This window comes from Streptomyces sp. NPDC002643, assembly GCF_053592555.1.
The window spans coordinates 193,539-213,054 of sequence record NZ_JBSFVY010000012.1; the positions used below are offsets into that span (position 1 = coordinate 193,539).

At 71.8% G+C, this 19,516-nt stretch carries 17 protein-coding genes; 10 read left to right on the plus strand and 7 right to left on the minus strand.

What is annotated here, in order from left to right:
* Positions 1-205: 205 nt before the first annotated feature.
* The 5 genes from ACWD4G_RS20195 to ACWD4G_RS20215 all read left to right on the plus strand — a co-directional run bounded on the left by ACWD4G_RS20195 (position 206) and on the right by ACWD4G_RS20215 (position 3,868).
* Positions 206-652, plus strand: a complete 447-nt coding sequence (locus ACWD4G_RS20195) for an ATP-binding protein (protein WP_451295198.1) — start codon at positions 206-208, stop codon at positions 650-652.
* A gap of 242 nt (positions 653-894) precedes the next feature.
* A complete protein-coding gene (locus ACWD4G_RS20200) occupies positions 895-1,056 on the plus strand; it encodes a hypothetical protein (protein ID WP_451295200.1) in 162 nt (53 codons plus the stop codon).
* 448 nt (positions 1,057-1,504) lie between these two features.
* Positions 1,505-2,692: an asparagine synthase-related protein gene (locus tag ACWD4G_RS20205; protein ID WP_451295202.1), complete on the plus strand. Its 1,188-nt coding sequence runs from the start codon at positions 1,505-1,507 to the stop codon at positions 2,690-2,692.
* Between the two features lie 36 nt (positions 2,693-2,728).
* Entirely contained in the window at positions 2,729-3,244 is a 516-nt protein-coding gene (locus ACWD4G_RS20210; protein ID WP_451295378.1) for a GNAT family N-acetyltransferase, read from the plus strand.
* Positions 3,245-3,730: 486 nt separating this feature from the next.
* Positions 3,731-3,868: a hypothetical protein gene (locus tag ACWD4G_RS20215; protein ID WP_451295204.1), complete on the plus strand. Its 138-nt coding sequence runs from the start codon at positions 3,731-3,733 to the stop codon at positions 3,866-3,868.
* Between the two features lie 23 nt (positions 3,869-3,891).
* Here the strand turns inward: ACWD4G_RS20215 and ACWD4G_RS20220 are convergent, their stop codons facing one another.
* Positions 3,892-4,101: a hypothetical protein gene (locus ACWD4G_RS20220; RefSeq protein ID WP_451295206.1), complete on the minus strand. Its 210-nt coding sequence runs from the start codon at positions 4,099-4,101 to the stop codon at positions 3,892-3,894.
* A gap of 147 nt (positions 4,102-4,248) precedes the next feature.
* Between ACWD4G_RS20220 and chvE the strand changes: the two genes are divergently transcribed.
* A complete protein-coding gene (gene chvE / locus ACWD4G_RS20225; protein ID WP_451295208.1) occupies positions 4,249-5,343 on the plus strand; it encodes a multiple monosaccharide ABC transporter substrate-binding protein in 1,095 nt (364 codons plus the stop codon).
* Positions 5,344-5,408: 65 nt separating this feature from the next.
* Here the strand turns inward: chvE and ACWD4G_RS20230 are convergent, their stop codons facing one another.
* The 6 genes from ACWD4G_RS20230 to ACWD4G_RS20255 all read right to left on the minus strand — a co-directional run bounded on the left by ACWD4G_RS20230 (position 5,409) and on the right by ACWD4G_RS20255 (position 12,964).
* Positions 5,409-8,039 (minus strand): non-ribosomal peptide synthetase, encoded by a 2,631-nt coding sequence (locus tag ACWD4G_RS20230; protein WP_451295380.1) that lies wholly within the window; start codon positions 8,037-8,039, stop codon positions 5,409-5,411.
* A 172-nt stretch (positions 8,040-8,211) separates the two neighbouring features.
* Complete coding sequence (locus ACWD4G_RS20235; RefSeq protein WP_451295210.1) at positions 8,212-9,036, minus strand: SDR family oxidoreductase; 825 nt, start codon at positions 9,034-9,036, stop codon at positions 8,212-8,214.
* A 50-nt stretch (positions 9,037-9,086) separates the two neighbouring features.
* The gene (locus ACWD4G_RS20240) at positions 9,087-9,815 is read right to left on the minus strand and encodes a thioesterase II family protein (protein WP_451295212.1); all 729 of its coding nucleotides are present in this window, start codon (positions 9,813-9,815) and stop codon (positions 9,087-9,089) included.
* A gap of 22 nt (positions 9,816-9,837) precedes the next feature.
* Positions 9,838-10,977, minus strand: coding sequence for an LLM class F420-dependent oxidoreductase (locus ACWD4G_RS20245; RefSeq protein ID WP_451295382.1), 1,140 nt, complete (start codon positions 10,975-10,977; stop codon positions 9,838-9,840).
* Positions 10,978-11,093: 116 nt separating this feature from the next.
* The gene (locus ACWD4G_RS20250; RefSeq protein WP_451295213.1) at positions 11,094-11,975 is read right to left on the minus strand and encodes an ABC transporter permease; all 882 of its coding nucleotides are present in this window, start codon (positions 11,973-11,975) and stop codon (positions 11,094-11,096) included.
* On the minus strand, positions 11,972-12,964 hold the full coding sequence (locus tag ACWD4G_RS20255) for an ATP-binding cassette domain-containing protein (protein ID WP_451295215.1): 993 nt from the start codon (positions 12,962-12,964) through the stop codon (positions 11,972-11,974). Before ACWD4G_RS20255 ends, ACWD4G_RS20250 begins: the two co-directional genes overlap by 4 nt.
* Positions 12,965-13,165: 201 nt before the next feature.
* Here ACWD4G_RS20255 and ACWD4G_RS20260 point away from each other — a divergent pair, with 201 nt between their 5' ends.
* From ACWD4G_RS20260 to ACWD4G_RS20275, 4 genes are all read left to right on the plus strand, one after another.
* Positions 13,166-14,920: a fatty acyl-AMP ligase gene (locus tag ACWD4G_RS20260; protein WP_451295217.1), complete on the plus strand. Its 1,755-nt coding sequence runs from the start codon at positions 13,166-13,168 to the stop codon at positions 14,918-14,920.
* A complete protein-coding gene (locus ACWD4G_RS20265) occupies positions 14,917-17,109 on the plus strand; it encodes an acyl-CoA dehydrogenase (protein WP_451295219.1) in 2,193 nt (730 codons plus the stop codon). Before ACWD4G_RS20260 ends, ACWD4G_RS20265 begins: the two co-directional genes overlap by 4 nt.
* The gene (locus tag ACWD4G_RS20270) at positions 17,106-19,058 is read left to right on the plus strand and encodes an acyl-CoA dehydrogenase family protein (RefSeq protein ID WP_451295221.1); all 1,953 of its coding nucleotides are present in this window, start codon (positions 17,106-17,108) and stop codon (positions 19,056-19,058) included. The genes ACWD4G_RS20265 and ACWD4G_RS20270 overlap by 4 nt, the downstream gene beginning before the upstream one ends.
* Positions 19,059-19,228: 170 nt before the next feature.
* Positions 19,229-19,516, plus strand: a complete 288-nt coding sequence (locus ACWD4G_RS20275) for an acyl carrier protein (RefSeq protein WP_451295223.1) — start codon at positions 19,229-19,231, stop codon at positions 19,514-19,516.

Consider the following 19,516-nt stretch of genomic DNA (forward strand, 5'->3'; position numbering starts at 1 on the left):
AGGTAAAGGGACAGTCAAATCGACCTAGGTCATTGTGTCGAGTGGCTGCCCCATCACCCTAATCGCCTTGCCTGGAAAGGGAGTTGTCTGGTCACTGGTCGCCCATCGCGCTCCGCTGCACGGGCGGCTGTTGACGGCCCTGCCCGTCCTGCGGACCCCCGCGAGGGCGGATCGGGCACCGGAGACAACACGAAGGCTCCACCCCATGACGAGTCTCAAGACGCCAGTGAAGGCCGCCTCAGTCGGCCACCCCGCCTACAGCCAGACTCTGCCGTGTGAGCTGGCCACCGCCGAGGTCGGCCGCAAGCTCGTCCGGGACGTCCTCGCGATATGGCGTCTCGACGCGCTTGCCGACCCCGCCGAGCTGATCGCTACCGAGCTGATCGCGAACGCTGTCAGGCACACCCACTGCCGTCCGATCCGGCTGATCGTCGGCCGGCCGAGCGCCACGCTCGTACGGCTCGGGGTCGTGGACCGTGCGCCGTCGCGTCTGCCGGTGCTCAGACCGGCCGGTGCGGAGGACGAGTCGGGCCGTGGTCTGCTGCTCATCGACGCGGTTGCCGACCGCTGGGGCTACGACCTGCGCGGCCCCGGCAGACGCCCCTGGGGCAAGGAAGTCTGGGCCGAACTCGTCGTAAGGGGCGGCGAGTGAGCATCCCGGCCACGGTGACGCCGCCCCTCCCGGACATCGCCCGCCTCCGTCCCCGCCAGCAGATGGCCATTGAGTGCGCACGCTGCGCCCGGCACCTCGGGGCGAACGGCGAGGTGTTGGGCGATGTGCGTCATCGGGGCTTGCTGTTCCGGCTCTGGGTCTGCGGGCCCGCCTGCCGGTAGCTCACGTGCACGACGTGCCGGGAAGGTCTCGGCATCAGTGGAGTTGAAGGAGGAACAGAGGTGGAGGAGTTCACGCCCCCGCCGAAGCGTGTTCGCCGCTTCGAGACGTTGTTCACGACCAAGGCGCAGCGGCGGATTCAGTCACCGGCCGAGACACACGAGTACAAGAAGGTCTCGGGTTCGTCGGACGGTGCCAAGACGTACGACACCACCGCTACCTGAGTCGTTCGGACTCAACGCCCGAGGGACTCGATCGCCGCGCCCCTCGGGCCCACCCGAAAGGTGATCACGCGTGATCCAGCTACGCCTCACTCCATATGCCAGCACGGTATGGACGTGGAACGGACGCAGGTACGTCACTGCCGACGGGACGAGTGAGATCGCCCCGTATGAGCACCCCTTGGTGGAACACCTCGCCGTCACGGATGGTGTCCGCACACTTCTCGTCGTACGTGAGCGCGTGGCCGGCCGGGAGACGCGCGATCCGACGCCCCGCGATGTTACCTCGGCTGAGTTCGACAGAACTCGCACTCTGGTGGAGCAGTGGCCCACGGACTACGTACTCGTGGAAACGGCTCCGGGCGATCCGTGCCGTGTCACTGCGGGTCCCGGAGGTGTCGCGCCGCTCTACGTCGCACACGACCGCACAACCCTGCACGGGTCGTGGGACATGGCTGACCTCGCTGAATACGCCTGTGGCCTCAGCCCTCGTGAAGTCGCGCGGCTGCTGATCTACCGGCCCCGATACAGCACCGAGACGGTTTTCCGGGGCATCCACCGCGTGACCGAGCGCGCGACCGCGATCTACGGCGGTCACCTCCACCTGCACTACCCCGAGCCGGTATTGCACAGTGGACCGCGTGAACTGGCTCCTGATGCCAACGTTCTCGGGGCGTTCGTGGAGGCGATGGACGATGCCCTTGACCTGCGGCCGATCGACCGCGTGGAGACGGTGTTGCACCTCACGGGTGGGTTCGACTCCGGCACCGTGGGAACCCGCCTCGCCGAGCGGTACCCGTACCGCTTCCCGACCGCAGCTCTGCTGATCGCCGGCCCCGGACGCGCCCACCAGGCCCGCCGACGCTCGGAGATCATCAAGGCGCTGCCGTTCGCGGCGCCGGATCACCTGATCGACGCTGTGGAGTACGCGCCGTTGTCGCCGGAGTGCGCTCGGGTCAGGGGCGAGATGATCAGCCCGTACGAGGAGCCTCTGCACCTGCCGTTCACCAAGCTGACCGAGGAGCTGGCCAGCCATGGTGCACGTGTGGTCGTGACCGGGCTCGGCGGAGACGAGATGGTGGCCCTGTCGCAGGCCGAGTATCCACACAAGTCCATGGGTGAGATCAGCGACGGCCTGCCCTGGATCGGTGACCGAGCACGCGCCGCGCTGGAGTTCGCCGACGAGGGCGTCGCCCCGCCCGCTGCCGTCAACTCGATGACCTTGCTTTCGCTGGAGACCACGGCACCGGTACTCCTGAGGGCCGGCATCTGGCCTGTGCACCCGTTCGCCAACCCGGGCATGGTCCAACTCGGCGAATGGCTGCCCATGCACTGGCGTGAGCTGAAGCAGCTTCAACGGCGACGGCTGGCCTCCCTCGGGCTGAGCGCGGACGTCACCGAATCCCGGCAGCGGGAGTCGTTCGCGGAGGTTGTTCAGTACACGCTCACCACGATCGCGCGGCCCCTGTTCGCCAAGATGTTCCACGAAGGTTCGCCGCTCTTCGACGAGAAGCTGGTGAACCCCGACGGCCTTCGGATCGCTGTCCGCCGACTCGCGGAAGGACCGTACCGCGAGGACGGAGACGCGCAACTGCTCGAAGTCCTTGACCTCCACTTCGCCGCTCGGTCCTTCCTGTAGCCCCCTTTTCACCCATGAGGAGACAGCGTGTTCGCCATGCGCCCGGCCACAGTCGATGACATCCCTGCCGTTGAGAGCCTGGTTCTCGCCCGCTCCCACTGGCTGGAGGAACGTGGGCTTCCGAGCTGGCGGGAGAACGCGGCCGAACTCGCGCGGCAGGCGGAGAATCCCGATGGCGACATGTGGGTTCTCGCAGAGGATGGCGGGCGGATCATCGGATGCACCACCGTTCAGGACCAGACACCGCCATGGGGCTGGACGGAAGCCGAGCTGAACGAGTCGGCTCACTATCTGTACTCCACCGTCACGGACCCTGCCCACCGAGAGAAGAAGCCAGGCACCGTGATGGGGCTGTGGGCGGTGGACAGGGCCGCACGGGAAGGGCGCACATGGGTTCGCCGTGGCTGTCTCTTCCTCGAACTGGTGAGGTACTACGAGACCCAGGGCTTCACGTTGGTGCACGAAGTGCGGCGCACGTGCACCAAGGTCTACCTCATGGGCCGCCGAGCCGAGCGTGTCGCTGACATGGAGGCGAGGTTCCGGGCGCTCTAGGGCGTGTATCGGGTCGTGATCAATCGGCGCAGCGCGACGCCATCGGGGCGGGCCTGGCTTGGTAGATCTTCTTGCGTGATGCGAGCACAACTGACAGACAAACAACGGGAGTTCGTTCGAGCCGTACCTGCCGAGGCCACCTACGAGGCCACCGGCAAGGTCACAGACGCGGCCCTCGACAAGGTGTGACCTTGTGACCTGGTGATCGCGTGACGGGTGGTGTGCCTGCCCCCTCATGACGTCGTCCTCGGTCACCGCCAGAAAGCGCCTCCGGCCTGGCTCCGGCTCGGCTTCCGACCCAGCCCCCGACCCACCCCCGGCCCCCCACCCTTCTGCAACCGTCTGTGTTCCCTCCGTTGACACCCCGCACATCCCCTCTTAAGGTCTCGCCAGCATTCCGGCCGTTTGGCGAAATCTCGAACGAGGGAAAGGCGAGTGCCCTGCGCAGCACCGAAGTCAGCTCACGCCCGGCCGGGACGCCGTGGCGTGAACCGACCGGTGAACGAGGGCGCGACGGCCGACGACCAGCCGGGCGACATCTCGCGCGACCTGCCGGGCGACCAGCCGGGCGAACTGCCGGGCGACCTGCCGGGCGATCTGCCGGGGCGGCGTGATCCGCGATGAACTCGACGCGATCCGCCCGCTGGTCACCACCGCAGACTGCGGTGCGCCACGCCCGCCGAAGACCTCGGCGGCCGGATGTGGACGCGGACGCGGATTCCCGAGATCGCCGAGCGGACCCTCCGCAGCCGCAGCCGCAGCCGCAGCCGCAGCCGCAGCCGCAGCCGCAGCCGCAGCCATGGCCCCGGCCTCCGGGCCCTCGCCGCTCCACCCGGACTCCGGTCCGTCCAGGGCACCCGGAACCCGCCCCCACCCGCGTCGCCGGACCCGCCGCCCGCCGCCCGCCGTCCCAGGACCGGCCCGGCCCACCCCCACACAACTCCCCGCCCACGCCCGGAATGCCCTCACCCTCTCAACGACGACAGGAACAGGGAACGATCACCATGCGCAACCGAAGATCCGTCCTCGCCGCCCTCGCCGGAGCGGCCTGCCTCGCCCTCACCACGTCCGCGTGCGGCGGACAGGGCGGCGAGGGTGACTCCGAGGGCGGGACCATCGGCATCGCCATGCCGACCCGGGCCTCCGAGCGCTGGCTGACCGACGGCCAGAGCGTCGTCGAGAACCTGAAGGCCAAGGGGTACAAGACCGAGCTGGTCTACGGCGAGGACGACCCGGCCACCCAGGTCTCCCAGATCGAGAAACTGATCGAGCAGGGCGTGGACGCGCTGATCATCGCGGCCATCGACAACAAGTCGCTGAACGAGGCCCTCAAGCAGGCCGCCGACGCGGACATCCCCGTGATCTCCTACGACCGGCTCATCCTCGGGACGAAGGACGTCGACTACTACGTCTCCTTCGACAACGAGCAGGTCGGCCGGCTCCAGGCCCTGCACATCATCGACAAGCTCGGCCTGGAGAAGGGCAAGGGCCCCTTCACCATCGAACTGTTCGCCGGCTCCCCCGACGACAACAACACCAAGTACTTCTACGACGGCGCGATGCACCTGCTCCAGCCGTATCTGGACAAGGGGCAGCTGGTGGTCCCGTCCGGCCAGAGCGACCTCGAAAAGATCACCACCCTGCGCTGGGACGGGCCCACCGCGCAGAAGCGCATGAACAAGATCCTCGCCAACTCCTACGGTGACGGGACCAAGACCGTCGACGCGGTGCTGTCGCCGTACGACGGCATCTCCATCGGCGTCCTGAACGCGCTGAAGGCGGACGGCTACGGCTCCGCCGCCAAACCCCTCCCGGTCGTCACCGGCCAGGATGCCGAACTGGCCTCGGTGAAGTCGATCATCGCGGGCGAGCAGTCGCAGACCATCTTCAAGGACCTGCGCCAACTCGCCGAGATGGCCGCCACCATGGTCGACGACCTGCTCAACGGCAAGGCCCCGAAGGTCAACAACAGAAGGGCCTACAAGAACGGCGTCAAGGCCGTGCCCGCCTACCTGCTCCAGCCGGTCAGCGTCGACAAGAACAACTACGAGTACGTACTGGCCGTGAGCGACCGCTACACCGAGGTCGGCGTCGGCTGATCACCCAGTCGACCAGCCACTTGATCGGCCGGCCCCCACCCGCATGGCGGGGCCGGCCGATCCGGTCAGGCGTCCGAGGGCCGGAGGCTCGCGACCGTCCCCCGGATCGTCGGGTGCCGGTACAGCTCGCGCAGCCGTGGGGACGGCAGGCCGCGGGCGCGCAGGGCGGCGCCGATGCGGACGGCGAACAGGGAGTTGCCGCCGAGTTCGAAGAAGTCGTCGTCCGGGCCGACGGGCACGCCCAGCACCTCGCTCCAGATCTCGGTGAGAGTGGTGATCAGGGTGGTGGTGAGGCCTCCGGTGCCCGTGCCGTCGTCGTCCGCCGGTTCGCCGCTCCTCGCCGGCGGGCGCAGGACGGTCGGTGCGGGGAGCTTCGCCGCGTCCAGCTTGCCGTTGGCCGTCAGCGGGAGCGTGTCCAGCGCCGTGACGGTGGCGGGGAGCATGTACTCGGGCAGGATGCCCGCCGCCCGTTCGCGCACAGCGTGCGTGTCGCCCCCGGTCAGGACCACATACGCGTCGATACGGGCGCTGGCGGCGTCGGACGGGTTGTCGCGGTGGACCAGGACGGCCGCCGCCCGTACGTCGGGGTCCTCCAGGAGGACGGAGCGGATCTCGTCCAGTTCGATGCGGAAGCCTCGGATCTTGACCTGGTTGTCGATCCGGCCGAGGTGTTCGAGCCGCCCGTCGGGGCGGAGCCGGCCCAGGTCGCCGCTGCGGTACATCGTGCCGCCGGTGTACGGGTCCGGCAGGAACCGCTGGGCGGTCAGCTCCTCCCGGTTGAGATAGCCGAGCGCGACGCCCGCCCCGCCGACGTAGATCTCGCCGACCACCCCGGGCGGCACGATACGGCCGGCCGGGTCGCGTACGTAGAGGTGCCAGCCGGGGAGGGCGGGGCCGACGGAGCGGGTGGCGGCGAGGGCCAGTTTCCGGGTGAGGGTCTGCTCGGTGACATGGACGGTGGTCTCCGTGATGCCGAACATGTTCACCATCCGGCAGGACGACTCGGGATGCCGGTCGAACCAGGGCAGCAGCATCCGCGCGTCCAGCGGCTCCCCGCCGAAGAAGACGACCCGGACGGCGACTTCGCCGTGGTCGACGCCCAGGAGCTGCGCGAAGGCCGACGGGGTCTGGCTGAGCACGGTGACCTTCTCGGCGACCAGCAGGTCCCGGAAGGAGTCGGGTTCGCGGGAGACGAAGTACGGCACCATGACCAGCCGCCCGCCCGTCGCCAGACAGCCCCAGATCTCCCACACCGACAGATCGAAGGCGCTGGAGTGGAACCAGGTCCATACGTCCGTGGCGCCGAACCCGTACTCGTCGCGGGTCGCGTCTATCAGGGCGATCACGTTGCTGTGCGGGACGACGACACCCTTGGGGCGACCGGTGGAGCCGGAGGTGTAGATGACGTAGGCGGGGGTGTCGGGGGAGGGGGAGGTGAGGGGCGACTTGTCGTCGGGGGCGGACGCCGCCGCGGCCGACAGCCCGTCCGGGGTCAGTGCCACACAGCCCGGCACCGTCGGGAACTCCGGCAGCCGGGTGACCACCACGCCCAGTTCGGCGTCCCGCGCCGTGTGGGCGATGCGGTCCTTCGGGTAGGCCGGGTCCACGGGGACGTAGGTCGCGCCGGCCTTCAGTACGGCGAGCAGGACGACGACGAGTTCGGCGGAGCGCTCCAGGCATACGCCCACCCGGTCGCCGCCGCCGACCCCACGGGCCCGCAGGCCGTGGGCCAACAGGTCGGCCCGCTCCTCCAGTTCGCGGTAGGTCAGGCCCGCCGCCCCGTCGGTGACGGCGATCGCGTCGGGTGTCGCCGCCGCCGCGCGGGCGACCGCCTCCGGGATGCTCTGCTCGGTGGTCACCAGGGTGCGGGTGGGCCGGCCGAGGGCCGCCGTGCGGGCGCGTTCGGCCTCGTCGAGGAGTTCGACGTCGTCGACCGGGGTCCCCGGGGACCGCAGGACCTGCCCGTGGACGTGGGCGAGATGCCGTACGAAGCGCTCGGCGATCTCCGGGGAGACATGGCCGGCCAGGTGGTCGCAGCGCAGCCGCAGTCCGCCGGAGTCCCGGAAGACCGAGAGGGTGAGCGGGAAGGGGGGAGCGAGGCAGGGCACGTACTCGGTCTCGGTCCCGGCGAAGCCGCCGCTCTCGCCGTCGCCGGGGAACCCCGTGTCCTCGGCGCCCTCGAAGAGCAGGCCCGCGAGGGCGGGGCCCGTGGCGGGGGACGGCTTCAACTCGCCCAGTGTGCGGGCGGGTTCGACGGTGAAGGTGCCGTGGTCCGTGCCGATGACGGGCGCGGTCTCGTTCTCCGGGTCGTACCGGCGCAGGGTGACGTCGAGTGCCGTCAGCCAGCTGGCCTCGTCGCCCGCCTCGCCGTCCAGGGTGAGGAGGACGGAGGAGGCGGCCGGGCCGTCGTCGTCACCGCCGCCCAGGCCCCAGGGGGGCGCGGGGGGAGGGGGAGTGGACGTACGGGGGGCCGCGGGGACGTCGTTCGGGGGGACGTGCCGTCCGTCGGCGAGCCGGGCGAGGGCCTCGCGGCCCCAACGCTCGCGCGGGGCGACGACGATCAGGTCGGACCGGCCGTCGCCGTAGCGGAGGAGGACCCGGCGCACGCCGTCGGCGGGGCGGGCGAGTTCGGTGGCGCGGCGGCGTTCCGCGCGCGGGTCGGCCGCCGGTACGGGGAGGTCCTCGGCCCAGGTCATCGCCTCCGACCGTTCGGCGGGACCTGGGGAGCGCTCCCATCGGACGCGCAGCGCATGGCAGAGGGGGCCGGGGTTGCCGATGGGGAGGGGGTCGGACGGTGAGGCGGACAAGGGCGTACTCCTTGGTGTTCGGGGGGAGTTGTCCGTGGTGTTCGGGGGAGTCGGCTGTCCGTCAGCGGATGCTGAAGCCGCCGTCCACGGTCAGGACCGACCCGGTGATCTGCCGGGACTCGTCGGAGGCCAGGAAGACGATCGCGGCGGCGACGTCCTCGGGTTCGATCAGGGAGTTCATCGGCTGGGCCTCGACGAAGGTCTGCTCGTGTTCGTGCACCGGTACGTCCAGCGCCCTGGCGATCTCGGCGAGCATCCGGCCCTCGGCCCGTACGTCGTCGCGCACCGAGCCGGGGCAGACCGCGTTCACGCGTACCTTCGTCGGCGCGTAGTCAAGCGCGGCGGCCTTGGTGAGGCCGACGACGGCGTGCTTGGCGGCGACGTACCCGGCGAAGTGCCGGTAGCCGACGAGCCCGGCGGTGGAGGCGACGTTGACGATGCTGCCGCCGCGCCGGGCGCTCATCGCCTTGCCGACCTCGCGGATCACCCGCCAGGCGCCGGAGAGGTCCACGTCGATCATCAGGGACCACTCGTCCTCGCCGATCTCGTGCACCGGCTTGCCCGAGGGCGCGGCGACGCCCGCGCTGTTGACGGCCACGTCGATCCGGCCGAACCGGTCCTCGGCACGGGTCACCGCCTCCCGCACGGCCCTCAGGTCGCGGATGTCGGCCTCGGCCGTGAGCACGGCCGCGCCCGCCTCCCGGCACAGGGCGGCGGTGTGCTCCAACTGGCCGGGGGTGCCCAGCGGATAGGGCACGCCGGGCAGATCGGCGCAGATGTCCAGCAGGGTGAGGTCGGCGCCCTCGGCCGCGCAGGCGACCGCGGCGGCCCGGCCGAGCCCGCGGGCGGCGCCGGTGACGAGGACCGACTTGCCGTCGAGACGCATCGGATGCTCCTTGATCCTTGGAGGTGGGTGGGCTCAGGTGTGGGCCGGGGTCACAGGACCGACGAGACGATCAGGCGGACCAGCGACGGGGCCTCGTCCGTCAGATACATGTGGCCGCCGGGCATCTCGACGTGTTCGAAGTCCTGGCCGGCCGCCTTGCTCCAGGCCTCGGCGTCGTCGTAGTCGACCAGGTCGTCGTCCTCGCCACGGATGACGGTGAGGGGGGCCTCCAGCGGGAGGTCGGTGCCGGGGGTGTAGTTCTCGTGCATCTCGACGTCCGCGCGCAGGGTGGGAAGGATCATGGCGCGCATCTCCGGGTCGTCGAGCGCGGGGTGGTGGTAGCCCGCGAACTCGCCGACGCGGGCGAGGAAGTCCTCGTCGGAGAGGCCGGTGGCGTGCTGTTCGCGTCCGTTGGAGGGTTCCGGGGAGCCGCTGACGAAGAGGTGGACGAGTTCGATGCCGGGCTCGGCGACCAGCCGGTGGGCGAGTTCGTAGGCGAGTACGGCGCCGAGGCTGTGCCCGAAGAGGACGACGCGGTGGTCGTCGCCGTCAGCGTCGCCGAGGCGTTCCTTCAGCTGGGCCAGCAGCCCGTCGGTGGCCGTCCGCACATTCCGGTACGGCTCCTCGTCGATCAGCCGTTCCCGGCCGGGCAGTTGCAGCGCCACGACCTCCAGCGCGTCCCCGGCCAGGGCCGCCCAGGGGCGGTAGAACGAGGCGCCCGCTCCGGCGTACGGAAGGCACACCAGCTTGGTGGTGTCGGTCGAGTTGCTGGCGGTCATGGTCGAGAACTCCTTGGTTCGGTCAGGCATGGGTGTTCGGACGGGTGTGGGTGTCGGTGTCGGCTGGGGTGTCGGTGTCGGTGTCGGTGTCGGCGGCCGGGGGCAGCAGGCCGGCCAGTCGTGCCGCCTCGACCGCCGTGCGCAGGGCGCGGGCCGCGCGGTCGGTGCCGGGGGGCAGGCCGGGGCCCACGGGCATCACGTTGAGCGTGGTGACGCCGGCCTCGGCGTACGCCGTCATCCGCTCGGCGATCCGCTCCTTCGGCCCCAACAGGGCGGTCGCGTCGAGGAATTCGAGCGGTACGGCGGCCATGGCGCCGGGGTAGTCGCCGCTGAGGAATCGCTTCTGCACCTCGCGTGCCTGGGGGCCGTACCCCATGCGCTCGGCCAGCTGGGTGTAGTGGTTGTCCTCGGGGCCGCCCATGCCGCCGAGGTAGAGCGCGGCGTATCCGCGGACGCGCCGGGCGCAGCTTCGCCAGTCGGGGCCGGGCACCAGGGGGACCGTCGGGGCGATGTCGAAGCCAGGCCCTAGGGTGCGTCCGGACCGGGCGAGGCCCGCCCGTAGGTGGGTGAGGTGCTTCTCGGCGTGCTCGGGTGCGAAGAACACCGGGAGCCAGCCGTCCGCGATCTCCCCGGCGAGTTCCAGGTTTCGGGGGCCGAGGGCGGCGAGGTAGACGGGGATACGGTCGCGGGGCGGGCGGATGGTCAGGGCGAGCGCCTTGCCGGGGCCGTCCGGCAGCGGCAGCGTGAAGTGGGTGCCGTCGTACTCCAGGGGCTCCCGGCTCAGCGCGCGGCGCACGAGGTGCACGTATTCGCGGGTGCGGCCGAGCGGTGCGCCGAACCGGACGCCGTGCCAGCCCTCCGAGACCTGTGGGCCGGAGACGCCGAGGCCGAGCCGTAGCCGTCCGCCGGACAGGGTGTCCAGGGTGGCGGCGGTCATGGCCGTGGTCGCGGGGGTGCGGGCGGGGATCTGCAGGACGGCGGTGCCCACGTCGATACGGGAGGTGTGGGCGGCGATCCAGGTCAGGAGGGTGACGGCGTCGGACCCGTAGGCCTCCGACACCCACACCGCCGAGTAGCCGAGCCTTTCGGCGATCGGGGCGAGGGCCAGGCTGGAGGCGTCGTTGCCGCCGACCCAGTAACCGAGGTGGAGACCGAGACGCAGGGAGGGGACGGGCATGAACAGCTCCTGTGCGGTGCGTCCTTCGCGGGCGGGGTTCCGCTCGCCGGGCGCGGCGCGTGTGGGGGCGGGGTGGGTGGCTCGTACGGGCGCGGGCCGGGTCAGCGGCTCGTACGGGTGCGGTAGCGCCATGTCGAGAGGGTGGTGAAGACGGCGATGAGCAGGGCCGAGAAGGCCACGGTGTAGAGCGCGGGATGGTGGGCCGGCCAGTCGTCCTGGAGGCGGAAGCCCGGCGGCGGGGTGTTGCCGAAGAGCCGGCGCAGGGCGTTCGCGAGCGAGGTGATCGGGTTCCAGGCGGCGACGGTGGACAGCGGGCCGGGGAGGCTCGTGCCCGAGACGAACCCGGAGGAGATGAAGGTGGCCGGGAACAGCCAGATGATGCCCACGCTCGCCGCCACCTGGACGTTCGGGGAGATGAGGCTGACGAACACGCCGATCCACGACATCGCGAAGGCGAACAGCAGGACCAGGGCGAAGCCGATGGCCACCTGGACGGGGTGGGTGTGCGGGTGCCAGCCCATCAGCAGCCCGCACACCGTGGTGACCGCGACGCTCGCCACACAGGTGGTGAGATCGGAGGTGGTCCGGCCGAGCAGCAGGGAGACCCGGGAGATCGGCAGGGTGCGGAAGCGGTCGACCATGCCCTGTTCCAGGTCCCTGGACAGCCCGACCGTGGTGAACGTCGTCGTGAACGCCACGGTCTGGGCGATCAGCCCCGGGACCATGTACGAGCGGTAGGCGTCGCCGCCCAGGCTGTTGCCGAAGACGTAGCCGATCAGCAGGGCGTAGACGACGGGTTCCACCAGGCAGGAGACGAGGAGTCCCGGTGACCGCCGTAGGTGGAACAGGTTCCGCATGGCGAGATCGGCGCTCTCGCGGGCGATGCGGGGGAGGGCGAGACGGGTGAGGGGGCTGGGGGCGAAGCCGGTGGGGGCGGCCGGGCCGGCCGGGCCGCCCGGGCGGGCCGGGCTGGTCGCGCTCACCGGGCCTCCTGGAGTCGCGGGGCGTGCGCCGCCGGGGGCCGCGCGGCGCCCTTGCCGGTGAGGGCGAGGAACACGTCGTCCAGGGTGCTGCGGCTCAGCCCCACCTCCAGGACGTCGACGCCCTCCTCGTCCAGCGAGGCGAGGGCGCGGCCGAGGACGGCGGGCCCGGCGGTGACGGCCGCCTCAAGGCGGCGGGCCCGGCGGTTGACCTCCGGTTCCGTGCCGGTGGCGCGGGTGAGGGCGCGTACGGCGGGGGCGAGTTGGCCGTCGTCGGCGACGCATACGACGAGCCGCTGTCCGGCCCCGGCCTTGAGCTGGTCACTGGTGCCCTCGGCGACGACCGTGCCCCGGTCGATGACGGTGATGCGGTCCGCGAGCCGGTCCGCCTCCTCCAGGTACTGGGTGGTGAGCAGGATCGTGGTGCCGTCGGCCACGAGTGCGCCGACCGCCTCCCAGATGTCGAGTCTGGCCTCGGGGTCGAGTCCCGTGGTGGGCTCGTCCAGGATCACCAGGGGCGGCGAGCCGACGAGCGCGGCGGCCAGGTCCAGCCGACGGCGCATCCCGCCCGAGTAGGTGACCGCCGGGCGTCCGGCCGCCTCGGTGAGCCGGAACCGGTCCAGCAGATCACCGGCGACGCGCCGGGCCGACCGGCCGCCCATACCGCGCAGCCGCGCGACGAGACAGAGATTCTCGAAGCCGGTCAGTACATCGTCGACGGTCGCGTACTGGCCCGCCATTCCGATCGATGATCTCACTTTTCCGGGTGCGCTCGTCACATCCCAGCCGTTTACCAGGGCGGACCCGGAATCCGGTTGCAGAAGTGTCGTCAGGATCTTCACCAGAGTGGTTTTTCCGGCTCCGTTCGGCCCCAGCAGGGCCATGACCTCTCCAGGGGCCACTTCCAGTTCCACTCCACGTAACGCGTGATGGTGGCGGAATTTCTTGTGGATTCCGCTTACCTGGATGGTCGGCGCGGTCGGGGGATGCACGGGTGCCCAACTCGTCTCTGTAGCTGGCTGTTGGTGTCTGCCGCTCCCTGTTGTACTACCGGCGGCGACCGTTGATCCATCTAGAGATGATCAAGGTTTTTTGGGTTCCGCTTGGTGTTTCTTGATCGTTACTTGAGGGGGGATTGGGGAGTTCGGTGGATCAGTCGGCGTAACGTTTGCACCGTGCGAGAATTACTCACGATGCTTCGTGAAAGGGCCCTGCGCGACCCGCACGAGCCCGCCGTGACATTCGTTTCCGAATTCGATGAGATCCGCTGCGCGGTGCGCACCAGAAAAGAACTCGATCTCATTTCCCGGCGCATTGCCTCCTGGCTCCAGGAAAGGCTCTCCCCGGGCGACCGGGTCCTTCTTCTCTATCCGCCGGGCATCGAGTTCCCCGCCGCTTTCTCCGCGTGTGTCTACGCCGGCGTCATCGCCGTCCCCGCCCCGATGCCGGGCCGCTACCGCCATGAGCGCCGCAGGCTCGCCGCGATCGCCCGGGACGCGGGCGTACGGGCGGTGCTGACCCAGGGGTCGGGCCTGCCGGACGTGGAGAAGTGGGTGGCCGAGGAGGGTGTCGTCGGCGCCGTCGTCCACGCCACGGACGCCGCTGAGGGCGCGGGCGACCCGGGCGCCTGGACCGAGCCCGAGGTCTCCCCGGACACGCTGGCCCTGCTCCAGTACACCTCCGGTTCGACCGGCACCCCGAAGGGTGTGATGGTCAGCCACGGCAACCTGACGCTCAACGCGGAGTGGGTCGAGCGGGCGTACGGCCTCGGACCCGAGGCGCGGTGGGGCAGCTGGATTCCGCTCTACCACGACATGGGCCTCATCGGCATGATGCTGCCCGGCCTGCTGCGCGGCAGCGGCTACGTCCAGATGGACCCGATGTCGTTCCTGCGCCGCCCGTACAACTGGCTGCGGATGCTGGACGCGCTGGACGTCCACGGCACCGCCGCACCGGACTTCGCCTACGACCTCTGCGTACGCCGGGTGACCGACGAGCAGCTCGCCGGGCTGGACCTGTCGCGGCTCGGCGGCGCGGGCGACGGCTCCGAACCGGTCCGCGCCGGCACGGTACGCCGCTTCTGCGAGCGGTTCGCCGCCGCCGGGTTCCGGCGGGAGCGGTTCCTGCCGGTGTACGGGCTGGCGGAGGCGACGCTGATCGTGTCGGGGACGTACGGGCGGCCGCCGGTCCTGACCGAGGCGGACGCGCCCGCGCTGGAGGAGGGGGTGCTGCGGCCCGCCGAGGGGACCCACGGGGGCGCGGCCCCCGCCCGCACGCTGACCGGATGCGGTCCCTCGGCCGGTGCGGAGGTGCTGATCGTCGACCCGGAGAGCCGTCAGCTCCTGCCCGACGGACGGATCGGCGAGATCTGGCTCGGCGGCCCGTGCGTCGCCGCCGGGTACTGGAACAACACGGACGCCACGGACGCCGTCTTCCGCGCGTACACCGCAGACGGCCGGGGCCCGTTCCTGCGCACCGGCGACCTCGGCGGACGACTCGACGACGACCTCTACATCACCGGCCGCCGCAAGGACGTCCTCGTCCTGCACGGACGCAACCTCTACCCCCAGGACATCGAGGACGAACTGCGCTCCCAGCACGAGGAGTTGGAGGGCCTGCACGGGGCGGTGTTCATGGTCGGCGACACGGACGGCGTGGACGCCGAACCCTCGGTCGTCGCCGTGCACGAGATACGCGCGCACTGGGGTGCCGAACGGCTCGGCGAGATCGCCGTCGCGATGAAGCAGACCGTGGCCAGGGAGTTCGGCGTCCCGGTCGGCGCCGTGGCCCTCGTCCGCCCCGCCGGCGTACGCCGCACCACGAGCGGCAAGGTACAGCGATCGGCGATGCGCGCCCAGTACGTGAGCGGCGAACTCCAGCCCCTGCACCTGAGCGAGGACCCCCGGCTCACCTCGGCCCTCGTGGAGCGTCGGCGGGTGAGCGCGTGAGGACCACGACGAGGGCGGCGACGGGGGCCACTGGGGCCGCCGGGGCGACCGGGGCCGCCGGGACCGCCGGGGCGACCGGGGCCGCCGGGGCGAGTGCGGCGACCGGGGCGACTCTCGCGGGCGCGACGCCCGCGACGACCGCCGCCATCGACGGCCGTGCTCCGCTCCACCCCGGCGGGCTGACCACGGCCGAACTGGAGGCCCTGCTCGCCGCCCACGAGGACGACGTCTTCTCGCCGGACGGGCTCGCCGCGCTCGACGAGCGTGAGGAGTTTCCCGAGGGGGCGGTCCGCGTCCTCGACGCGTCGGGGCTCGCCGGGCGGTACGTCCTGACCCCGGACAGCGACATCAGCGAGACCGTACGGCTGCTGCGGACGGTCGCCCGCCGTGATCTGACCGTCGCGATCGCCCACGGCAAGACCTTCCTCGGCGCGGTCCCCGTATGGCTGGCGGGCAGCCCGGAGCAGACCGCACACCTCGCGGAACGGGTACGCGCGGGCGACCCGGTCTGCTGGGGCCTGACCGAACGCGCCCACGGCGCCGACCTGTTCGCGTGCGAACTGGCGGCGGTGGCCGAGGGGGTGGAGAACGACGGTGCCGGGGCCGGGGCCGACGGAGTCGGAGACCGCGCCGATGTCGGGGCCGACCCCGAAACCGGAGCGGGAGCGGGAGCGGGAGCGGGCTTCGGAACCGATGGCGATGGCGATGGCGATGGCGGGGGCGCGGCCCCGGCGGGAGCCGGGGCCCGGTCCGGAGCCGTGGCCGGGGCCGGAGCCGGGGCCGGAGCCGGGGTCGGAGCCGGGGTCGGGGCCGGAGACCGAGCCGGAGCCCTGGCCGGGGCCCGAGGCCGAGCTGAAGCCCTGGTCGGGGCCGGAGGCGAAACCCGGGCGGGAGCCGGGGCCCGGTCCGGAGCCGGGGCCCGTGCCGGCGCCGGAGGCGATCGCTGGCGGCTGGACGGGGAGAAGTGGCTCATCAACAACGCCACCCGGTCCGCGTTCGCCTGTGTGCTCGCGCGGACCGACCCGGAGGGTGGCCCCCGGGGCTTCAGCCTCTTCCTCGTGGACAAGCGGCGGCTCCCCGGCGGCACTTGGCGGAACCTGCCCAAGGTCCGTACCCACGGCATCCGTGGCGCGGACATCAGCGGCTTCGCCCTCGACGCCGCCCCGCTGCCCGCCGACGCCCTCGTCGGAGCGGTGGGCGACGGCATCCCGGTGGTGCTCACCTCGCTCCAGCTCACCCGCGTCGCGTGCGGCGCGCTCTCCCTCGGCGCCGCCGACCACGCCCTGCGCCTCGCCCGGGACTTCGCCGCCGAGCGGCAGCTGTACGGCCGCCGCCTGGCCGCCGTACCCCAGGTGCGCCGCGTCCTGGGCCGGGCCGCGACCGCCGCGCTGATCGCCGAGGCCGTGGCCCTGCTGGCCGCCCGCTCGGTCCACACCCTTCCCGGTGAACTGAGCGTGGTCTCGGCGATCAGCAAGGCGTTCGTGCCGACCCTGACGCAGGACACGCTCACCTCGCTCGGCGAACTCCTCGGCGTACGCGGCTTCCTCACCTCCCCGCCCGGCGGCGGCTTCGCCAAGCTGGAACGCGACCACCGCATCTGCGCGATCTTCGACGGCAGTACCGCCGTCAACCGTGCCGCTCTGCTCCACCAACTCCCGCGACTGGGACGGCAGTTGAAACGCCGCCGGGTCGACGTCGACGCCGTGCGGGCCACCGCCGACCTCACCGCCCCTCTGCCCCCCTTCGACGCCCGCCGGCTGTCCCTGCTCTCCGTCACCGGCTGCGGCCTCGTCCAGAGCCTGCCCGACGCGGCGGACCGGGCACGGCGCGAAGGGCCACCGGAGCTGGCCGCGCTCACCGACCGGCTGCTCGGCGAACTCGCCCTGCTGGAGGCGGAGTCCGTGGCGTTCGTACCGGTGGCGGGCGGACTGCCGAGCGCCGCGTTCGACCTCGCCGCACGCTACGAACGCGCCTACGCGGCAGCCGCCTGCCTCCTGCTGTGGCTGGAGAACCCCGCCCTGCGGCAAGGCCGGCTCGGCGCGGACGCCCTGTGGCTACGCGCCTGCCTGACGGCCCTGCTGGGCGAGGAGCACGGGCACGAGGGCACCCCCGAGGTCCTCGACGCCATGGCCGAGGCCCTCCTCGACTGGACCGCACCGGAGTTCACCCTGCTGGGAGATACCGCGTGACCCACACCCCATCCCCCACCGGCACCCCCGCCTCGCGGGTCGAGAGTCCTGTAGTCCGGGGTTCTGCCTCGCAGGTCGAGACTGCTGCGGTCTCGGGCGTTGCCTCGCAGGTCGAGAGTCCTGCGGTCTCGGGCGTCGCCTCGCAGGCCACGACCGCTGCTGCTCCGGGCGTCGCCTCGCAGGACGTGGTTCCCGCGACCTCAGCCCTCGCCCCGCAGGACGCGCCCCCCGCCACCCCCGGCCTCGCCCCGAAGCGTGCCGACGCGCTGGAGCATCTGCTCGGGGGTCTCCTCGACGCCGGCAATCCCACGGGTGCCGCCGCGATCCTCGACGCCGATGAGCGGGCGGAGACGTTCGCCGCCGGGGAGTCGCTGCTGGACTCGTACGGGCTGAACGCGGAGTTCGTGCCGCCCGCGCTCGGCGGCCGGTTCGAGCGGGCCGATCACCTCGCCGAGGTCATGCGGAGCGTCTACCGCCGTGACCCGGCGCTCGGCCTCGGCTACGGCGCCAGTTCGCTCATCGCGGGGGTCACCCTGTGGACGGCCGGGGACGAACGGCAGACCGGGCGGGCCGCCCGCATGCTCCTGGACGGCCGCCGTATCGCCATCGCCTTCCACGAACTCGCCCACGGCAACGACATGGCCGGCACCGACTTCACCGCCACCGCCACCCCCGAGGGCCTGCTGCTGAGCGGCCGCAAGGAGGTCGTCACCAACATCCGGCGCGCGGACGCCCTGGTCGTCCTCGCCCGCACCGACCCGAAGCCCGGCCCGCGCAGCCACTCCCTGGTCCTCGTCGACCGCGCCACCGCCGACCCCTCCCGGCTGACGGACCTCCCGCGCTTCGCCACCGTCGGCATGCGCGGCGTCCAGCTCGGCGGGCTGGGCTTCGACGACCTGCCGGTGCCCGCCTCCGCCGTCCTCGGCCACACCGGAGCGGGCCTGGAGTACGCCCTGAAGGCCCTCCAGATCACCCGTACCGTGCTGCCCGCCATGGCGACCGGCATCCTCGACACCGGGCTGCGCCTCGCCGTCACCCACCTGAGCGAACGCCACCTGTACGGCGGCCCGGCCACCGACATCCCGCACGTCCGCTCCACGCTGACCGGTGTCTTCGCCGACCTGCTGCGCGCCGAGACACTGTCCGCCGTCGGGGCCCGCGCGCTGCATCTGCTGCCCGGCTCGGCGAGCGTGTACTCCGCCGTCGTCAAGTTCGAGGTGGCCCGGCTGCTCCTGGAGGCCATGGACCGCCTGGCGGAACTGCTCGGCGCCCACTTCTATCTGCGGCAGGGGCCGACCGCGCTGTTCCAGAAGCTGCTGCGCGACCTCGCCCCCGTCGGCTTCGGCCATATCGCCCGCGCCGCCTGCCAGATGAGCCTGCTGCCCCAACTCCCGCTGCTGGCCCGCCGCTCATGGACCCCCTCCGGCACGGGCGGGTCCGTCGCCGAGCCGCCCGCCGACCTGTTCGCCCTCGCCGAAGACCTGCCGCCGCTGCCCTACGACCGGCTGGCCCTGCACGCCGCAGGCCGCGACCCCCTCACCGCCTCGCTCCACGCCCTGGCCGACGAACTCTGGGCGCCGGACCAGGCCGACCTGCATGCCGCCGTCCGCTCCGACCTCGCCGACCTGGCCCAACTCGCCGAGGAATGCGTCCGGTTGACGCCCCTCGACCTGGGCGTCGACGCCCGCCCCGACCACTACGACCTCGTCACCCGGTACGTACGCCTGCTGACCCGGACCGCCTGTGTCCAGGTGTGGCGCCACGCGGACCCGGCGAGTTTCCTGGCCGACCCCGCCTGGCCCCGCGCGGCCCTGCACCGCTCGGCCCCCGGCCCCCACCGGCCGGGCCCACCGCCAGGCCCGGTCGAGGACGCCCTCTTCGCCGAACTCCTGCACCGCCACAGCACCGGCCGCTCCTTCGGCCTGACCGCCCGCCCGCTCGCCGTGTGACCGCTCATCGTGTGACCGCTCATCGTGTGACCGCTCGCCGTGCGATCGCTCGCTGTACGACCGCTCGCCGTGCGGCGGGGACGGCTCCGCTCCCGGCCGATCTCACCGCCGCCCTCCCCGCCGTTCCCACCGCCTCTCGTCCCGCCCCCACCCAGAAAGAGAACTCCCTGATGACCACCGCTGGCTCCCGTGACGTGCACACCTGGCTGACCGAGCGGGTGGCGACGTATCTGCGCCGCTCGCCGCAGGACATCGACACGTCCGTCCCGCTGGCCGACTACGGCCTGGACTCGCTGACCGCGCTGGCCGTCACCGCCGACATCGAGGACGAGTTCGAGGTGACCGTCGACGACGCGCTGACCTGGGACCACCCCACCATCGACGCGCTGGCCACGGCCCTGGCCGACCTGGTCGGGCCGCAGGCAGAGGCGGAACTCACGAGCGAGAAGAAGGCCTGA